A 16,016-nucleotide genomic window follows, 5' to 3' on the forward strand; every position below is an offset into this window, starting at 1 on the left:
ACTAGCACACGCGAAAGTAATTCTGAATTATTTTTATTCAGGTCATCGAGCACCTTATTGCTATAATTACAGGTTGTATAGAAAATAACGTATAATGTATAGATCAAACCATCTTTTTTTTTGAAAAGGAAGAGCTAATTAAAAACCACTTTTGCAAAAAGTAGACGAATAGAAACGTGTCTTTTATAATTTTAAAGGGTGTAGTACAATAAGGGATAGTCAAAAAGGACTTGGGAGGTTTCAACATGTCAATAGAATTAACAAATGAATTTGGGCACATTGATATATCACAAGATACTATTGCTCAAATTGCAGGCGGAGCAGCGATTGAATGCTATGGAATTGTTGGTATGGCATCAAAGCATCAAATCAGAGATGGTTTAACAGATATATTAAGAAAAGAGAACTTTACAAAAGGTGTAATTGTTAGACAGGAAAAAGATGATTTACATATCGATATGTATATAGTTGTAAGTTACGGAACAAAAATTTCTGAGATTGCTTATCAAGTCCAGTCTAAAGTTAAATACACGCTAAATAAATCTCTTGGTATGTCGGTGAAATCCGTAAATGTTTACGTACAAGGAGTTCGCGTGGCAAACGTGTGATTAAGGAGAGAAAACAATGAAATCAATCAATGGTAATCAATTTGCGGATATGGTCAAGATGGGAGCACATCATCTTTTCCAAAACGCTGACTATGTCGACGCATTAAACGTATTCCCTGTACCCGATGGTGATACAGGCACAAACATGAATCTTTCAATGACTTCAGGGGCTAAAGAGACAACTGCTCATACTAGTGAGCATATTGGCAAAACAGCTCAAGCATTGTCCAAAGGTTTGCTAATGGGTGCTCGAGGAAACTCTGGAGTTATTTTATCGCAACTTTTTAGAGGCTTTGGAAAGTCGATTGAGCAGTATGCTACCTTAGATGCAAAACAATTTGCCCAAGCTTTACAGTATGGAGTAGAAACGGCATACAAAGCTGTTATGAAACCAGTTGAAGGCACTATTTTAACAGTAGCAAAAGATTCAGCTAAAAAAGCAGTGGAAGCTAGTGAAACGATTACAGATATATCAGAACTAATGGCGGTTGTTGTAGAAGAGTCTAAACTATCACTAAACAGAACTCCGGATCTACTACCTGTTTTGAAAGAAGTAGGTGTAGTTGATAGTGGCGGACAAGGCTTAGTATTTGTTTATGAAGGTTTCCTTGCTAGCTTAAAGGGAGAAGCTCTTCCTGAGAGAACTATTAGTTCCTCTATGGACGATTTGGTTAGTGCTGAGCATCATAAAAGTGTTCAAGGATATATGGATACTGCTGACATTGAATTTGGTTTCTGTACAGAGTTCATGGTCCGTTTTGAAGAGGGCAAGAAAGCCTTTATCGAAAATGACTTCCGTAATGATTTAAGCGAATATGGTGACTCACTTTTAGTTATCTCCGATGATGAGATTGCTAAGATTCATATCCATTCTGAAACACCAGGTGAAGTCTTAACTTATGGTCAACAATATGGGGACCTAATTAAAATTAAAATTGAAAATATGCGCCAACAGCATACAGATATCGTAGGCGAAGGTCATTCTTCTAATACTGCTAAGAAAGCAGAAGTTCATCCTTATGCAGTAGTAACAGTTGCAATGGGAACAGGTGTCGCTGAATTATTGAAGAGTCTAGGAGCTTCAGCTGTGATAGAAGGTGGTCAGACAATGAATCCTTCTACTGAAGACATTGTAAAGGCGATTGAGTCTGTAGGAGCTGAGCGTGTACTAATACTTCCTAATAACAAAAACATCGTAATGGCTGCTGAACAAGCTGCAGAGGTTCTAGGGATTGAGGCAGCAGTGGTGCCTACAAAAACAATTCCTCAAGGAATGGCAGCAATTTTAGCGTTTAACGCTCAAGCGACTGTTCAAGAAAACCAAAAGAATATGACCGATGCTTTTGCTCACGTGAAAACTGGTCAAGTTACGTTTGCTGTGCGTGATACGTCAATTGACGGTGTAGAGATTAAAAAAGATGATTTTATGTCTCTAGCTGAAGGGAAAATTATACTTTCACAGCCATCTAGAGTGGAGGCAGCCACTAAGTTGGCAAAAGAATTAATTGACGAGGATTCTGAAATAGTGACAGTTATTTACGGAGAAGATGTCACGGAAGAGGAAGCTGGGAAATTTGCTTCGTTTATTGAAGAGAACTTTGAAGATGTGGAAGTAGAGCTTTATAACGGTAAACAACCATTGTACCCATATATTTTATCAGTAGAATAAAACTAGAAATACTCCGCGTGGGAGAAATCCCACGCTTTTTTTTTAGCAAGAAATTTCAGAGTTCTATATAATCCTTTCGTACAATACTTTTGTTTAAAGTTCCCTAAAAGTGTAAAATAGAAATATCAACATGAAAGTGAGGTCTGTCAAATGAAATTTAAGTCTGTTTTTGACATTATTGGACCCGTTATGATTGGACCGTCCTCTTCCCATACTGCTGGCGCAGCACGAATAGGAAGGGTAGCAAGAGATTTATTTGGAAAGCAACCTACTTGGGCAAAAATCCATCTTTATGGCTCTTTTGCCGAAACATATAAAGGCCATGGTACAGATGTGGCAATCATCGGTGGCTTATTGGATTATGATACCTTTGATGAGCGTATTAAAACGTCGTTTAGTGAAGCAGAAAAGGTCGGTCTATCCTATGAGTTTATACCTGAGACAGGACATACTGAGCATCCGAATACAGCTAGAATTGTATTAGGAGACGACGAACGTGAAATGTCGGTGGTTGGTATTTCTATTGGTGGCGGAAAAACAGAAATAACAGAACTAAATGGTTTTCCGTTAAGATTGTCAGGGAACTTGGCTGCGATATTAGTTGTTCACAATGACCGTTCGGGATGTATTGCAAGCGTTGCCAATTGTTTAGCTAAGCACAATATTAATATCGGTCATATGGAAGTTTCTCGAAAAGAGAAAGGAAATATGGCTTTGATGGTAATTGAAGTGGATCAAAATGTGAGTAAAGATATTTTAGATGAAATTACAACTCTACCTAACATAACGAAGGTTACGAGAATTGTAGATTAAGGAGGGTTATGATGGAAGTCTTATTTCGTAATGTGCGAGAATTAGTAGAAAAAGCTGAAAAAGAAAATAAGCTTATATCTGAGATTATGATAGAACAAGAAATTCTTATTACAGAACGCACTCGTGAAGAAATCATGTCACAGATGGATCGTAATCTGACAGTTATGGAAGAAGCAGTAGAAAAGGGACTCAAGGGAGTTCGTTCCACTTCTGGATTAACTGGTGGGGACGCTGTTCTTTTGCAAGCTTATATGAAAAAGGGGAATTCTCTTTCTGGAGAACTGATGCTTGATGCTGTAAGTAAAGCTGTAGCTACGAATGAAGTAAATGCGGCCATGGGAACTATTTGCGCTACACCGACAGCGGGCTCGGCAGGAGTAGTCCCAGGAACTTTATTTGCGGTAAAAAATAAGCTGAACCCAACTCGTGAGCAAATGATTAGATATTTATTTACATCTGGAGCATTTGGATTCGTTGTAGCTAATAATGCTTCTATTTCTGGAGCAGCAGGTGGTTGCCAAGCCGAGGTAGGATCAGCGGCAGGGATGGCTGCTGCAGCAATAGTTGAAATGGCTGGAGGAAGCCCTTCTCAAAGCGCTGAGGCGTTTGCTATTACTTTAAAAAACATGCTTGGATTAGTATGTGATCCAGTTGCAGGGCTAGTTGAAGTACCTTGTGTGAAGAGAAATGCGATGGGAGCCTCTAATTCCTTAGTGGCAGCAGATATGGCACTTGCGGGAGTAACAAGTCGTATTCCTTGTGATGAAGTAATAGATGCTATGTATAAAATTGGTCAAACGATGCCAACAGCATTAAAAGAAACTGCTCAAGGAGGCTTAGCAGCTACACCTACAGGAAAATGGTTAGAAGCTAAAATCTTTGGTGGGGCTGTGGTCGGCAGTGGAAAATAAGGGGAGCGATTTAGTTATCTCTCTAAAAGGTGTAGGGGCAGGAACTGCTAAAGCCTTAGAGGAGCTAGGGATAGTTACACTAGATGATTTAGTAATGACCTTTCCTTATAGGCATGAGGATTTTCGGTTAAAAAACCTTGCAGAAAGCGCCCATAATGAGAGAGTAACTGTGGAAGGAAGGGTCGAAAGTGAACCTTCTCTTCTTTTTTTAGGGAAAAATAAATCGAGGTTGCAGGTTCGATTGTTGGCAGGCCAGCATCTGATCAAGGCTGTATTTTTCAATCAAGCTTATTTGAAATCAAAAATAACTCCAGGTTCTGTAATTACTGTTACTGGTAAATGGGATAGAGGACGACAAGTTATTAATGTGTCGACGTTCTCAGTAGGACCAAAGACAGACCAACAGGATTTTGAACCTGTCTATTCGTTGAAAGGCTCCATAAGCCAGAAAGTTTTTAGGAGATTTATGCGACAGGCGTTAGATGAGTTAAAAGGGGATATCACGGATCCTTTGCCGGAGTCTATCCGCTCGATGTATAAATTGCCTGAAATGGTGGAGGCTCTCGAGGGAATTCACTTCCCACAGGATGCTGAACATTCCAAAAATGCAAGAAGACGGTTTGTTTACGAGGAACTACTTAACTTTCAGTTGAAGATGCAGGCCATTAAAAAGGTGCGAAAAGAACAAAATGTTGGAAATGGCGTTTCCTTTGATAATGAGCGAGTAAAAAAACTAATTGAATCCTTACCTTATGAGTTGACTGATGCTCAAAAGAGAGTAGTTAATGAAATTTGTCGTGACTTGAAAGCACCTAATCGAATGAACAGACTTTTACAAGGGGATGTAGGCTCAGGGAAAACTGTAGTTGCTGCAATCTGTTTGTATGCCGTCATAACGGCAGGCTATCAAGGTGCTTTGATGGCTCCGACGGAAATTTTGGCGGAGCAACATGCAGCTTCATTAGATGAGTGGCTCTCACCCATTGGTGTAAGAATAGCGCTATTAACTGGCTCTACTAGGCAAAAGGCAAGAAGAATGGTGCTAGAAAATTTAGCTGCAGGTAATATTGATTTACTAATAGGTACACATGCGTTGATTCAACCTGATGTTTCATTTAAAAATCTTGGTTTAGTTATTACGGACGAACAACATCGTTTTGGTGTGGCTCAAAGAAGAGTTTTAAAAGAAAAAGGAGAAAATCCAGATGTACTTTTTATGACAGCGACACCTATTCCGCGGACCTTAGCAATAACGGCGTTTGGGGAAATGGATGTCTCTGTTATTGATCAGATGCCAGCAGGAAGAAAATCCATTGATACTCACTGGATGAAGGAAGATCAGCTTCCTAAACTTATAGATCGTCTTAAAAAAGAGTTGGCTAATGGCAGACAAGCCTATATCATTTGCCCTCTAATTGAGGAGTCTGAGAAACTAGACGTCCAAAATGCGGTGGATGTTTATAATATGATGTCTTATGAGCTCGGAAAAAATTATTCGGTTGGCTTGATGCACGGACGGCTGCATCCGGACGAAAAAGATGAAGTGATGAGGAATTTTACCGAGGGGCATATTCAAGTATTAGTCTCGACAACGGTAGTTGAGGTCGGAGTAAACGTTCCTAATGCATCCTTTATGATTATATTTGATGCAGAGCGCTTTGGATTAGCACAGCTACACCAACTACGTGGTAGGGTTGGGCGCGGAGAACACCAATCATACTGTATCCTTCTTGCTGATCCTAAGACAGAAGAAGGGAAGGAACGAATGATGTCCATGACAGAGACGAATGATGGTTTTGTCTTGGCAGAAAAAGATTTAGAGCTACGAGGACCTGGTGACTTCTTTGGGAAAAAACAAAGTGGATTGCCTGAGTTTAAAATAGCAGATTTAGTTCATGATTATCGTGCATTAAATACAGCGAAAATAGATGCCGAGCGTTTATTGGAATCTGAGCACTTTTGGAATTCCGATGAAATGGAAGGTCTACGGAATGCCTTGGTTGACTCTAAAGCACTAGATGGGGAAAGAATTGATTAAAAAGAATGCAAGGATGAACTAAATCATTTCTTGCATTCTTTTTTTATTGTTTATATACTGATATTAGTACCAAGTGCTAAAATGGTGGTGAATAGCTTGAAATATACGAAAAAAGAAAGACAAAGGCTTTTACTAGAAACGCTAGATAAAAACCCTTTTATAACAGATGAAAACCTGGCGGCAACTTTTCATGTAAGCGTGCAAACCATACGATTAGATCGAATGGAGTTATCCATCCCAGAATTGCGTGAGAGGATTAAATCAGTTGCAGCTCATAATTTTGAAGAAGAGGTAAAATCTCTCCCAATTGATGAGGTTATTGGAGAAATTATAGATATAGATTTAGACAAACAGGCAATATCACTACTAGATATTAAGCAGGACCATGTGTTTGCAAGGAATGGTATTGCACGAGGACATCATCTTTTTGCACAAGCAAACTCATTGGCTGTAGCTGTTATTAATGATGAACTGGCCTTAACTAGAAAATCTAATATTACATTTGTGAAGCCTGTAAAAGTCGGTGATCGTGTTATTGCAAAAGCAGTTGTCCTATCTAATGACACTGAAAAGAAAAATACAGTTATTCAAGTGACAAGTAAGGTAGAAAATGAAACTGTTTTTGTTGGAGAATTTAATATGTATAGAGAAACTATGAAGTAAAAGGTGTGTAAAAATGAAAATATCGATAGATGCAATGGGCGGAGACAATGCCCCTCATGAAATAGTAAAGGGAGCCTATGAGGCTCTAGAAGCTTTTGACGATTTGAATATTATCTTATATGGTGATGAAAGTAAGTTAGACTCACTTGTAACTAAGCATGACCGCTTGACCGTAGTTCATACCGATGAAGTGATTGAAGGAACTGATGAGCCTGTTAGAGCTATTCGTAGAAAGAAAAATTCCTCAATGGTTAAAATGGCTGAATCGGTGAAAAGTGGCGAGGCAGATGCGTGTGTTTCTGCGGGTAACACAGGGGCTCTAATGGCAGCGGGACTTTTTGTAGTTGGTAGGATAGATCAAGTAGATCGTCCAGCGCTTGCTCCCACCCTCCCAACAATAGACGGGAAAGGGTTTGTAATGCTTGACCTTGGTGCAAATTCAGATGCCAAACCGGAACATCTACAGCAATTTGCTGTAATGGGAAGTGTATATGCAGAAAAAGTTCGTGGTATTCAAAACCCTCGAGTTGGCCTACTGAATATAGGAACCGAAGACAAAAAAGGGAATGAGCTTACAAAAGCCGCGTTTTTACTGTTGAAAGAGACACCGGTGAATTTTATAGGAAACGTTGAATCTAGAGATCTTTTAAATGGCGTAGCTGATGTAGTTGTAACAGATGGATTTACAGGCAATATGGTATTAAAAACGATTGAAGGTACGGCCGGGGCGATGTTTACTTTGTTGAAAGAAGCTTTTAATACATCGACAAAAACAAAAATATCAGCGTTGCTAGTAAAAGATCAGTTAAAAGGTATTAAAAATAAATTGGATTACTCTGAGTACGGTGGAGCTGGTCTATTTGGATTAAAGGCTCCAGTTATTAAAGCACATGGTTCCTCTAATAGCAGAGCGGTTTTTCATGCGATAAGACAAGCACGGACAATGGTAGAAAATAATGTTTCTGAGATTATTTACACTACATTACGAAAGGAATCTTCCGATGACTAAAATTGCTTTTATATTTCCTGGACAGGGGTCTCAATCAGTAGGGATGGGGCAACAGCTAATTGAAAACAACAGTGAAAGTAAAAAGATTTATGAATCAGCAGATCAAAAATTAGGTTTTTCCTTATCAGATATTATGTTGAATGGACCGGCTGAGGAGTTAACTAAAACCTACCATGCACAGCCTGCTTTACTTACAACCAGTACAATGATTGCAAGATTATTAATTGAGGCTGGAATTACTCCAGATTATACGGCTGGGCATAGCTTGGGAGAATATTCTGCTTTAGTTGCCTCTGGGGCAATTAGTTTTGAGGATGCGGTATTATTAGTTCATAGACGTGGTCTTTTCATGAATGAAGCTGTACCGGCAGGAGAAGGCTTAATGGCAGCCATATTAGGACTAGATGCTACTTCTTTAGCTGAGGTAACTCAAAAGGTTACGCAAGCTGGTGACATTGTGCAAATTGCTAATCTTAATTGTCCAGGTCAAATTGTTATTTCTGGTACAGCAGAAGGAGTCAAAAAAGCTTCTGAACAAGCGAAAGAAGCAGGGGCTAAAAGAGCAATTCCTTTAACTGTTAGTGGTCCCTTCCATTCTGAATTAATGAGACCTGCTGCACATAAATTAGATGAGGCAATCAATTCTATTAAACTTTCAACTGCAAAACCTCCTGTAATTTCTAATGTTACGGCGCTTCCTGTAGAGGATGCAGAGGACGTGAAGTCCCTATTGGTCGAACAGTTATATTCGCCCGTTCGTTGGGAAGAATCGATTCAAAAAATGCTTGATCTTGGTGTCAATGTCTTTATTGAATGTGGTCCAGGTAAGGTACTGAGTGGCTTAGTCAAAAAAATAGATCGATCTGTTACGACTTATTGTGTATATGACGAGGCTTCCTTCCAGCAAGCCATTACGGAAATAGGAGAGGTTATCAATGGGTAAATTAGAAGGCAAATCTGCAATTGTAACAGGTGCTTCTCGTGGAATCGGTAAGGATATAGCTATTTACTTAGCAAACGAGGGTGCTAAGGTAGTAGTCAATTATAGCGGCAGTAAAGAGAAAGCAGAAGCCGTTGTGGAAGAAATAAAAGCGCGCGGAGGAATTGCTTTTGCTGCTCAAGCTAATATTGACCAAGCCGATGATGTTCAAAGTTTAGTTAAGCAAACTTTAGAAGTCTTCGGATCTATTGATATTTTAGTTAACAACGCTGGTATCACACGTGATAATCTAATTATGCGCATGAAGGAACAGGAATGGGACGATGTATTGAATACGAACCTAAAAGGGGTATTTCTCTGCACAAAAGCTGTTACGAGACAAATGATGAAACAACGAAATGGTCGTATTATTAATATAACTTCTATTGTTGGAGTTTCTGGAAATGCTGGACAGGCTAATTATGTTGCGGCTAAGGCTGGTGTCATTGGTCTAACGAAATCTTCTGCAAAAGAATTAGCGAGTCGTAATATAACTGTTAACTCGGTTGCGCCTGGGTTTATAACTACTGATATGACGGATGCTCTTCCTGAAGAAGTTAAAAGTCAAATGTTGAGCCAAATTCCTTTAGCGAAATTTGGAAATCCTGAAGATATAGCAAAAGCAGTAGCATTTTTGGCATCAGAGGATGCTAATTATATTACTGGGCAAACGCTTCATGTTAATGGCGGTATGTATATGTAATGCCCATCTGTAACTTAATAAGCACGATCTGGTATAAGTATTTAGATTTCATGTGAAATAGCCTTTCATAGACTAAAAGTTTTTTGTATAATCATTGAGGGGAGGTGACAAATTTGTCAACAGTTTTAGAACGTGTAACTAAAGTGATCGTTGATCGTCTAGGTGTAGACGAGAGCGAAGTAAAATTAGAAGCATCTTTCCGTGATGATTTAGGTGCTGACTCACTAGATGTAGTGGAGTTAGTTATGGAGCTTGAAGATGAGTTCGATATGGAAATTTCGGATGAGGATGCGGAGAATATTTCTACTGTGGGTAACGCAGTTAGCTATATTGAAAGCAAGCAAGGCTAATATTAAATAGTCACCTTTATATATATACTCTTTATATAAAGGTGAATTAAGTTAAATAGCAACAGAGACGTTTTTACTATTCGTATGAATAATTAAAAGCGTCTCTATTTCTTTTTGCACATTGCTATAGAAACAGGTAAACTTAAACAGATAGATGTTAAGTAAGAAAGGCAGATCAGGATGAAAGTAAATAGAAAAAGCAACCACCCTAAAAAAACAGGGTTCCCAGAGAGTGTTAAACAACAGTTTCAAAAATTTCAAAGTCATTTTGAAATCGAGTTCAATAATCCAACATTATTGTATCAAGCCTTTACCCATTCATCTTATGTGAATGAGCATCGACGTAAATTTTTCACCGATAATGAGCGTTTAGAGTTTCTAGGAGATGCCGTATTAGAATTATCTGTTTCTCAATACTTATTCCAGCAATACGAGGTTATGAGTGAGGGGCAGCTTACAAAGCTTCGAGCAGCGATTGTTTGTGAGCCTTCTTTAGTTGTGTTTGCAAACGAATTAGGATTTGGTAAGTATGTGCTCCTTGGAAAAGGAGAAGAGTTAACTGGCGGACGTGAAAGACCGGCACTTTTAGCGGACGTATTCGAAGCATTTATCGGTGCTTTATATTTGGATCAAGGATTAGAGGTAGTCGTTTCCTTTTTGGAAAAGATTGTCTTCCCTAAAATCGAAGTCGGTGCTTTTTCGCATGTGATGGATTATAAAAGCCAACTACAAGAAGTCATTCAACAAAAAAACAATGGTGCACTTAGCTATGAAATTGTAGAAGAAAAGGGTCCGGCACATAACCGTACCTTTGTTTCGCGTGTTATTTTAAATACAACGGAACTTGGCGTCGGAATAGGACGTTCTAAAAAAGAAGCAGAGCAACAAGCAGCTAGACTAGCGATACTCGCAATAAAGGATCAAGAACAGGGGGAATAATCGTTGTTCCTTAAGAGATTAGAAATTATAGGATTTAAATCATTTGCAGACCGAGTTGGGATAGATTTTGTCCCAGGAGTTACTGCAGTGGTAGGTCCGAACGGTAGTGGGAAGAGTAATGTTACAGATGCAATCAGATGGGTGCTAGGTGAGCAATCTGCCAAATCACTCCGTGGAACAAAGATGGAAGATGTTATCTTTGCAGGGAGTGATTCAAGAAAGGCATTAAACTTTGCAGAGGTTACCTTAATATTGGACAATTCTGATCGTCGTGTTCCATTAGATTTTACTGAAATAAGTGTTACGAGAAGGGTTTACCGATCAGGAGATAGTGAATATCTTCTTAACAAGCAAACGTGTAGATTGAAAGATATTATTGATTTATTTATGGATTCCGGTCTTGGAAAAGAAGCGTTCTCTATTATTTCCCAGGGACGTGTTGATGAAATACTAAATAGTAGACCTGAAGACAGAAGAACGATATTTGAGGAGACCGCTGGCGTCCTTAAGTATAAACAACGTAAGAAAAAAGCAGAATTTAAGCTGATAGAAACGGATGATAACTTAAATCGAGTGCTTGATATTCTCCATGAACTAGATGGTCGAATGGAGCCACTCAAAATTCAATCATCTCTTGCTACAGATTATTTAGAGATGTCTACAGAACTAAAGGATATTGAAATAGCAGTTATTGCTCATGACTTGAATCTTTTTGTACAAGAAAGTACAGAGCTACATAATCAGCTTCAACAAATAGAAGAGCAAAAAACGTCGCTTTTGACGAAGATTAGTAATGCAGAGTCAGATATTTTATCCATAAGAAGAACCATTAGTTCCACAGATGAAAAGCTAGACAAGGAGCAGACTGAGTTACTTGAGGTAAGTTCTGAATTAGAACGTCTAGAGGGAAGAAAGCTGTTGCTTGCTGAGAAAAAACAAAATGCTAGTCAGCAAATATCGCAGCTAAGAAGAGCTTTGGAAGAAGAAAAGACGAGACTTCAAGTACTTGAAAAACAGCTAGAAGAAAATATTTCTTCTAGCTCTAAAAAGAAACAGTCATTAAAAGAACTTCGAGCAAAAAAATTACAAATCGATCATGTTCTTAGTAGGTCAGCTTCAGAGGTTGAAGAGGAAATCGAAACTTTGAAGGGCACTTACATTGATTTGTTAAATGAAGAAGCAACAATGAAGAATGAAATGAAGCATATGGAACAGCAGCTTCAATTTGAACTAGTGTCTTCTGAGAAAATTATTGAAGATTATCGGGAAATCAAAGACGAGTTAGAAAAGCTTACAAATCGAAAAAAAGAGATAGAGAAGCAGCTGGAAGCATGTCAGAAAGACTTAGCGCAAAAGGTGCAGGACTTTAAAACGAAGCGAGAATCATCGGAGCATTTAGAAGCCTCTTATGAGGAACAGCAAACGTTGCTTCAAAAAGCCTATCAAATGAAGCATCAAATGCAGGCTAGAAAGGATTCCTTACAAGAGCTTGAATCCGAGTTTTCAGGGTATTTCCAGGGAGTTAAGGAAGTATTAGTTGCACGTGATAAAAAAGAGCTCAAAGGGATTCATGGCGCAGTGGCTGAACTAATTCAAATTCCATCTAACTATATGAATGCAATTGACACAGCTATTGGCCAGCAGTCTCAGCATATAATTACTGATACTAGTCAGGATGCACGGATGGCTATTGATTGGCTGAAAAAGAAAAGAGTTGGAAGAGCTACCTTCCTTCCACTTCAGGTTATGAAGTCGCGTAAATTGAGCGAGCAGACGCTGGCTCCGATTAAGGAGCATCCATCTTTTGTGAATACGGCAGACATGCTTGTCAATTACGATAGAGACTATAAAATAATTATTGAAAGTTTACTAGGTAATATTATTATTGCAACAGATTTAAAGGGCGCTAACGAAATGGCGGCACGCCTTCAATTTAGATACCGTTTCGTAACACTTGACGGTGATGTTGTAAATGCAGGAGGCTCCTTGACAGGGGGGTCTGTAAAACAACAGTCATCTGTCTTTACACGAAAAGCTGAGTTAGAGCAATTGAATGATAAGCTTGTAGAGCTAGAACAATCCGTACATCAAGCAGAAAAATCAGTTGCTCATAAAAAACAGCAAGTTCAACAGATTAAAATTGCATTAGAGGAAGCGCGTCTCTCTGGGGAAGCTTTGCGAGAAGAAGAGCATAAACTATTGTCAGAAGACAGAGAATGTGGAGCTATAATTTCTCGTTTAACCAATCGCTTGCTTGAATTTGATGAGGTTCAAACTGAAAAGAATAACCTGCATGAGAATCTAGTTCGCAAAAAAGAACAAACAGCTAAGCGTAGTTTGGAGATCAATGAATCGTTAGCTTCCATTCAAAAAACTATTGATCAACTGCAACTGTTAAAGCAACAGTCTATGCAAGAAAAAGATAAAGTACAAAATGAACTTGGCGAACTGTTGTCCTCTATTGCTGTAGTAAATGAGCAAGTGACGCAACAAGAGAAAGAAAAGAAACAGCTGGAACAGGATATTCAATATTGTGTTCAAAAAGTTGGTACTTTAGAAAAAGAGATCAGCTGGTTTGAGAATGATGACCAAACAGGTCCATCTCCAGAACAAATTGACCAAATGATTGCCACTAACAAACAGAAAAAAGATTATCTACAGGGGCAAATAACGACGGACAAAGAGAAAAGAATTGGACTTTCTCAAAGAGTTAACGAATCTGAAGGCCAATTAAAGATGCTACAGCAACATTTAAGTATCTTTTCTAACGACGAGCGTGCATTAGAACTAAGGTTGAGCAAGCTGGAGGTGGAAACTAATTCACTTCAAACACATCTAGAAGAGACGTATGAAATGTCCCTGGATGAAGCAAAGCGAGACTATCCTTTTGACATGGATGAGGAGCTTGCTCGCAAAAAAGTAAAGCTATTAAAACGCTCTATAGAAGAGCTGGGACCTATTAACTTAGGGTCTATACAGGAATACGAGCAAGTCAGCGAACGTCACTCGTTCTTAACAGAACAAAGAGAGGATTTGCTTTCTGCTCAAGATACATTGCATGAGGTTATTAAAGAGATGGACGAAGAAATGACTATACGCTTCGAATCTACGTTTAATGACATTCAAAGAAACTTTAAGGTAGTGTTTAGACAGTTATTTGGTGGCGGACAGGCAGACTTAATTTTAACTGATCCTACCTCCATGTTGGATACGGGAATAGATATAGTGGCACAGCCTCCAGGCAAAAAGCTACAGAATCTTTCTTTACTGTCGGGTGGTGAACGAGCATTAACCGCTATTGCCTTGTTGTTTTCAATTCTTCATACTCGTCCGGTACCTTTCTGTATCTTGGATGAAGTGGAAGCTGCTTTAGACGAGGCAAACGTAACCCGTTATAGCGACTATTTAAAGAAATTTAGTCATGATACGCAGTTTATCGTCATTACACACCGTAAGGGTACGATGGAGGGGGCAGATGTACTGTATGGTATCACTATGCAGGAATCTGGGATTTCCAAGCTTGTATCTGTAAAATTAGAAGAAGAATTAGTCACTTAAATAGGAGGTTCTACTGTGAGCTTTTTTAAAAAAATGAAAGAAAAAATGTTGGGCTCTACACCAGAGGCTGAAGAAACAGTTTCGATTACCAATAAATTTAAAGAAGGACTATCGAAAACCCGAAATCAATTTACTTCTAAAGTAAATGATTTAGTAGCGAAATATCGTAAGGTAGATGAGGATTTCTTTGAGGAGCTTGAAGAAATTTTGCTTCAGGCAGATGTTGGATTTGAAACCGTAGTGGAGTTAATGGACAAATTGCGTTTTGAGGTTCAGCGTAAAAATATTAAAGACACTGCCGGAATCCAATCTGTTATTTCTGAAAAACTTGTTGAGATCTATGAGGCTGGTGATGAGGATTTAACAGAGCTTCACATCGAAGAAGAAGGACTAACAGTTATCTTATTCGTCGGTGTTAATGGAGTTGGGAAAACAACTACTATTGGTAAACTTGCACATCGTTTAAATGGAGAAGGAAAAAAAGTAATGCTTGCTGCCGGGGACACTTTCCGTGCAGGTGCTATTGATCAACTTCAAGTGTGGGGCGATCGTGTAGGTGCAGAGGTTATAAAACAGGCAGAGGGTTCGGATCCGGCTGCTGTTATGTATGATGCTATTCGAGCTGCCAAGAACAGAAAAGCTGATGTGCTTATTTGTGATACAGCCGGTCGTTTGCAAAATAAAGTAAACCTAATGAATGAGTTGGAAAAAATTCACCGAGTTATTACTAGAGAAGTACCTAATGCTCCGCATGAAGTATTGCTAGCATTAGATGCCACTACAGGACAAAATGCGCTTGTTCAGGCACAGACTTTTAAAGAAGTGACCAATGTTACTGGAATTGTGTTAACAAAGCTTGACGGCACTGCAAAAGGCGGTATAGTACTTGCTATCCGCAATAAGCTGCATATACCAGTTAAATTTGTTGGTCTCGGAGAGCAAATGGATGACCTACAGCCATTTGATGCAGAAAAATATGTTTATGGATTATTTGCTGAAGGGCTAGAACTAGAAGAAACATCAGAAGACAAGTAATTTTACTTGACAGTTAAAGCTAGTCTTTATAAACTATTAGATGAACCATTCATGGTAAGGAGAGATGGGAATGATTGAAAAAACGACTCGTATGAATTTTCTCTTCGATTTTTACCAGGCTTTATTGACAGATAAACAACGAAGCTATATGCAGCTTTATTATTTAGATGATTTATCACTCGGCGAAATTGCAGAGGAATATAATATATCCAGACAGGCTGTTTATGACAATATACGTCGCACTGAAATGATGCTAGAAGAGTATGAAGAAAAGTTAAATCTTTTTTCCAAATTCGAAAAAAGACAAGAAACGACTAAACAGCTTATGCAAATAGCAAATGAACAATCATCAGAAGAACTGACTCAACTCATTGAGCAATTAAAAGAATGGGATTAGGAGGCGAGCTTGCATGGCATTTGAAGGTTTAGCTGAGCGTCTCCAAGGGACGATTCAGAAAATCAAAGGTAAAGGCAAAATTTCTGAGGCTGATGTTAAAGAAATGATGCGTGAAGTTCGTTATGCACTACTGGAAGCGGACGTTAACTTAAAAGTGGTAAAAGAATTTGTTAAAAACGTTTCAGAACGGGCTGTAGGGCAAGAAGTGATGAAGAGCTTAACTCCAGGTCAGCAGGTCATTAAAATCGTAAAAGATGAATTGACCCAGCTAATGGGAGGCGAGCAGAGCCAGATCGCTTTCTCTTCAAGACCCCCTACTGTTATTATGATGGTTGGATTACAGG

General features: G+C 38.8%; 15 protein-coding genes. All 15 read left to right on the top strand.

Annotated elements, in window-relative coordinates; genetic code table 11:
- The first annotated feature begins 245 nt into the window (after nucleotides 1-245).
- Nucleotides 246-608, top strand: a complete 363-nt coding sequence (locus tag AC06OU_RS16320; RefSeq protein ID WP_169358559.1) for an Asp23/Gls24 family envelope stress response protein — start codon at nucleotides 246-248, stop codon at nucleotides 606-608.
- A 16-nt stretch (nucleotides 609-624) separates the two neighbouring features.
- Nucleotides 625-2,277, top strand: a complete 1,653-nt coding sequence (locus AC06OU_RS16325) for a DAK2 domain-containing protein (RefSeq protein WP_475857182.1) — start codon at nucleotides 625-627, stop codon at nucleotides 2,275-2,277.
- 150 nt (nucleotides 2,278-2,427) lie between these two features.
- Nucleotides 2,428-3,090: an L-serine ammonia-lyase, iron-sulfur-dependent subunit beta gene (sdaAB, locus tag AC06OU_RS16330; RefSeq protein WP_169358561.1), complete on the top strand. Its 663-nt coding sequence runs from the start codon at nucleotides 2,428-2,430 to the stop codon at nucleotides 3,088-3,090.
- A gap of 11 nt (nucleotides 3,091-3,101) precedes the next feature.
- Nucleotides 3,102-4,001, top strand: a complete 900-nt coding sequence (gene sdaAA, locus AC06OU_RS16335; protein WP_475857184.1) for an L-serine ammonia-lyase, iron-sulfur-dependent, subunit alpha — start codon at nucleotides 3,102-3,104, stop codon at nucleotides 3,999-4,001.
- Nucleotides 3,991-6,039, top strand: a complete 2,049-nt coding sequence (gene recG, locus AC06OU_RS16340) for an ATP-dependent DNA helicase RecG (protein ID WP_475857186.1) — start codon at nucleotides 3,991-3,993, stop codon at nucleotides 6,037-6,039. Before sdaAA ends, recG begins: the two co-directional genes overlap by 11 nt.
- A gap of 96 nt (nucleotides 6,040-6,135) precedes the next feature.
- Nucleotides 6,136-6,702: a transcription factor FapR gene (gene fapR, locus AC06OU_RS16345; RefSeq protein ID WP_298472327.1), complete on the top strand. Its 567-nt coding sequence runs from the start codon at nucleotides 6,136-6,138 to the stop codon at nucleotides 6,700-6,702.
- A 13-nt stretch (nucleotides 6,703-6,715) separates the two neighbouring features.
- Entirely contained in the window at nucleotides 6,716-7,711 is a 996-nt protein-coding gene (gene plsX / locus AC06OU_RS16350) for a phosphate acyltransferase PlsX (RefSeq protein ID WP_475857188.1), read from the top strand.
- On the top strand, nucleotides 7,704-8,654 hold the full coding sequence (gene fabD / locus AC06OU_RS16355) for an ACP S-malonyltransferase (RefSeq protein ID WP_475857190.1): 951 nt from the start codon (nucleotides 7,704-7,706) through the stop codon (nucleotides 8,652-8,654). The genes plsX and fabD overlap by 8 nt, the downstream gene beginning before the upstream one ends.
- Nucleotides 8,647-9,393, top strand: a complete 747-nt coding sequence (fabG, locus tag AC06OU_RS16360) for a 3-oxoacyl-[acyl-carrier-protein] reductase (RefSeq protein ID WP_475857192.1) — start codon at nucleotides 8,647-8,649, stop codon at nucleotides 9,391-9,393. The genes fabD and fabG overlap by 8 nt, the downstream gene beginning before the upstream one ends.
- Before the next feature lie 113 nt (nucleotides 9,394-9,506).
- On the top strand, nucleotides 9,507-9,743 hold the full coding sequence (acpP, locus tag AC06OU_RS16365; RefSeq protein WP_169358568.1) for an acyl carrier protein: 237 nt from the start codon (nucleotides 9,507-9,509) through the stop codon (nucleotides 9,741-9,743).
- A 180-nt stretch (nucleotides 9,744-9,923) separates the two neighbouring features.
- Nucleotides 9,924-10,682 carry a ribonuclease III gene (gene rnc, locus AC06OU_RS16370; protein WP_169358569.1) on the top strand — a complete coding sequence of 253 codons (759 nt, stop codon included), beginning with the start codon at nucleotides 9,924-9,926 and terminating at the stop codon, nucleotides 10,680-10,682.
- A gap of 3 nt (nucleotides 10,683-10,685) precedes the next feature.
- Complete coding sequence (gene smc, locus AC06OU_RS16375) at nucleotides 10,686-14,240, top strand: chromosome segregation protein SMC (RefSeq protein WP_475857194.1); 3,555 nt, start codon at nucleotides 10,686-10,688, stop codon at nucleotides 14,238-14,240.
- A gap of 15 nt (nucleotides 14,241-14,255) precedes the next feature.
- Nucleotides 14,256-15,275 carry a signal recognition particle-docking protein FtsY gene (gene ftsY, locus AC06OU_RS16380; protein ID WP_169358571.1) on the top strand — a complete coding sequence of 340 codons (1,020 nt, stop codon included), beginning with the start codon at nucleotides 14,256-14,258 and terminating at the stop codon, nucleotides 15,273-15,275.
- Between the two features lie 70 nt (nucleotides 15,276-15,345).
- Nucleotides 15,346-15,672 carry a putative DNA-binding protein gene (locus AC06OU_RS16385; RefSeq protein ID WP_169358572.1) on the top strand — a complete coding sequence of 109 codons (327 nt, stop codon included), beginning with the start codon at nucleotides 15,346-15,348 and terminating at the stop codon, nucleotides 15,670-15,672.
- Between the two features lie 13 nt (nucleotides 15,673-15,685).
- On the top strand, nucleotides 15,686-16,016 hold a 331-nt coding region (locus AC06OU_RS16390; RefSeq protein ID WP_475857195.1), incomplete at its 3' end, for a signal recognition particle receptor subunit alpha.

This window comes from Psychrobacillus sp., from assembly GCF_056205495.1.

Coding starts and splice junctions, on each gene's coding strand:
- AC06OU_RS16320 (WP_169358559.1), top strand. CDS start 246: ATGTCAATAGAATTAACAAATGAATTTGGGCACATTGATATATCACAA.
- AC06OU_RS16325 (WP_475857182.1), top strand. CDS start 625: ATGAAATCAATCAATGGTAATCAATTTGCGGATATGGTCAAGATGGGA.
- sdaAB (WP_169358561.1), top strand. CDS start 2,428: ATGAAATTTAAGTCTGTTTTTGACATTATTGGACCCGTTATGATTGGA.
- sdaAA (WP_475857184.1), top strand. CDS start 3,102: ATGGAAGTCTTATTTCGTAATGTGCGAGAATTAGTAGAAAAAGCTGAA.
- plsX (WP_475857188.1), top strand. CDS start 6,716: ATGAAAATATCGATAGATGCAATGGGCGGAGACAATGCCCCTCATGAA.
- fabD (WP_475857190.1), top strand. CDS start 7,704: ATGACTAAAATTGCTTTTATATTTCCTGGACAGGGGTCTCAATCAGTA.
- fabG (WP_475857192.1), top strand. CDS start 8,647: ATGGGTAAATTAGAAGGCAAATCTGCAATTGTAACAGGTGCTTCTCGT.
- rnc (WP_169358569.1), top strand. CDS start 9,924: ATGAAAGTAAATAGAAAAAGCAACCACCCTAAAAAAACAGGGTTCCCA.
- AC06OU_RS16385 (WP_169358572.1), top strand. CDS start 15,346: ATGATTGAAAAAACGACTCGTATGAATTTTCTCTTCGATTTTTACCAG.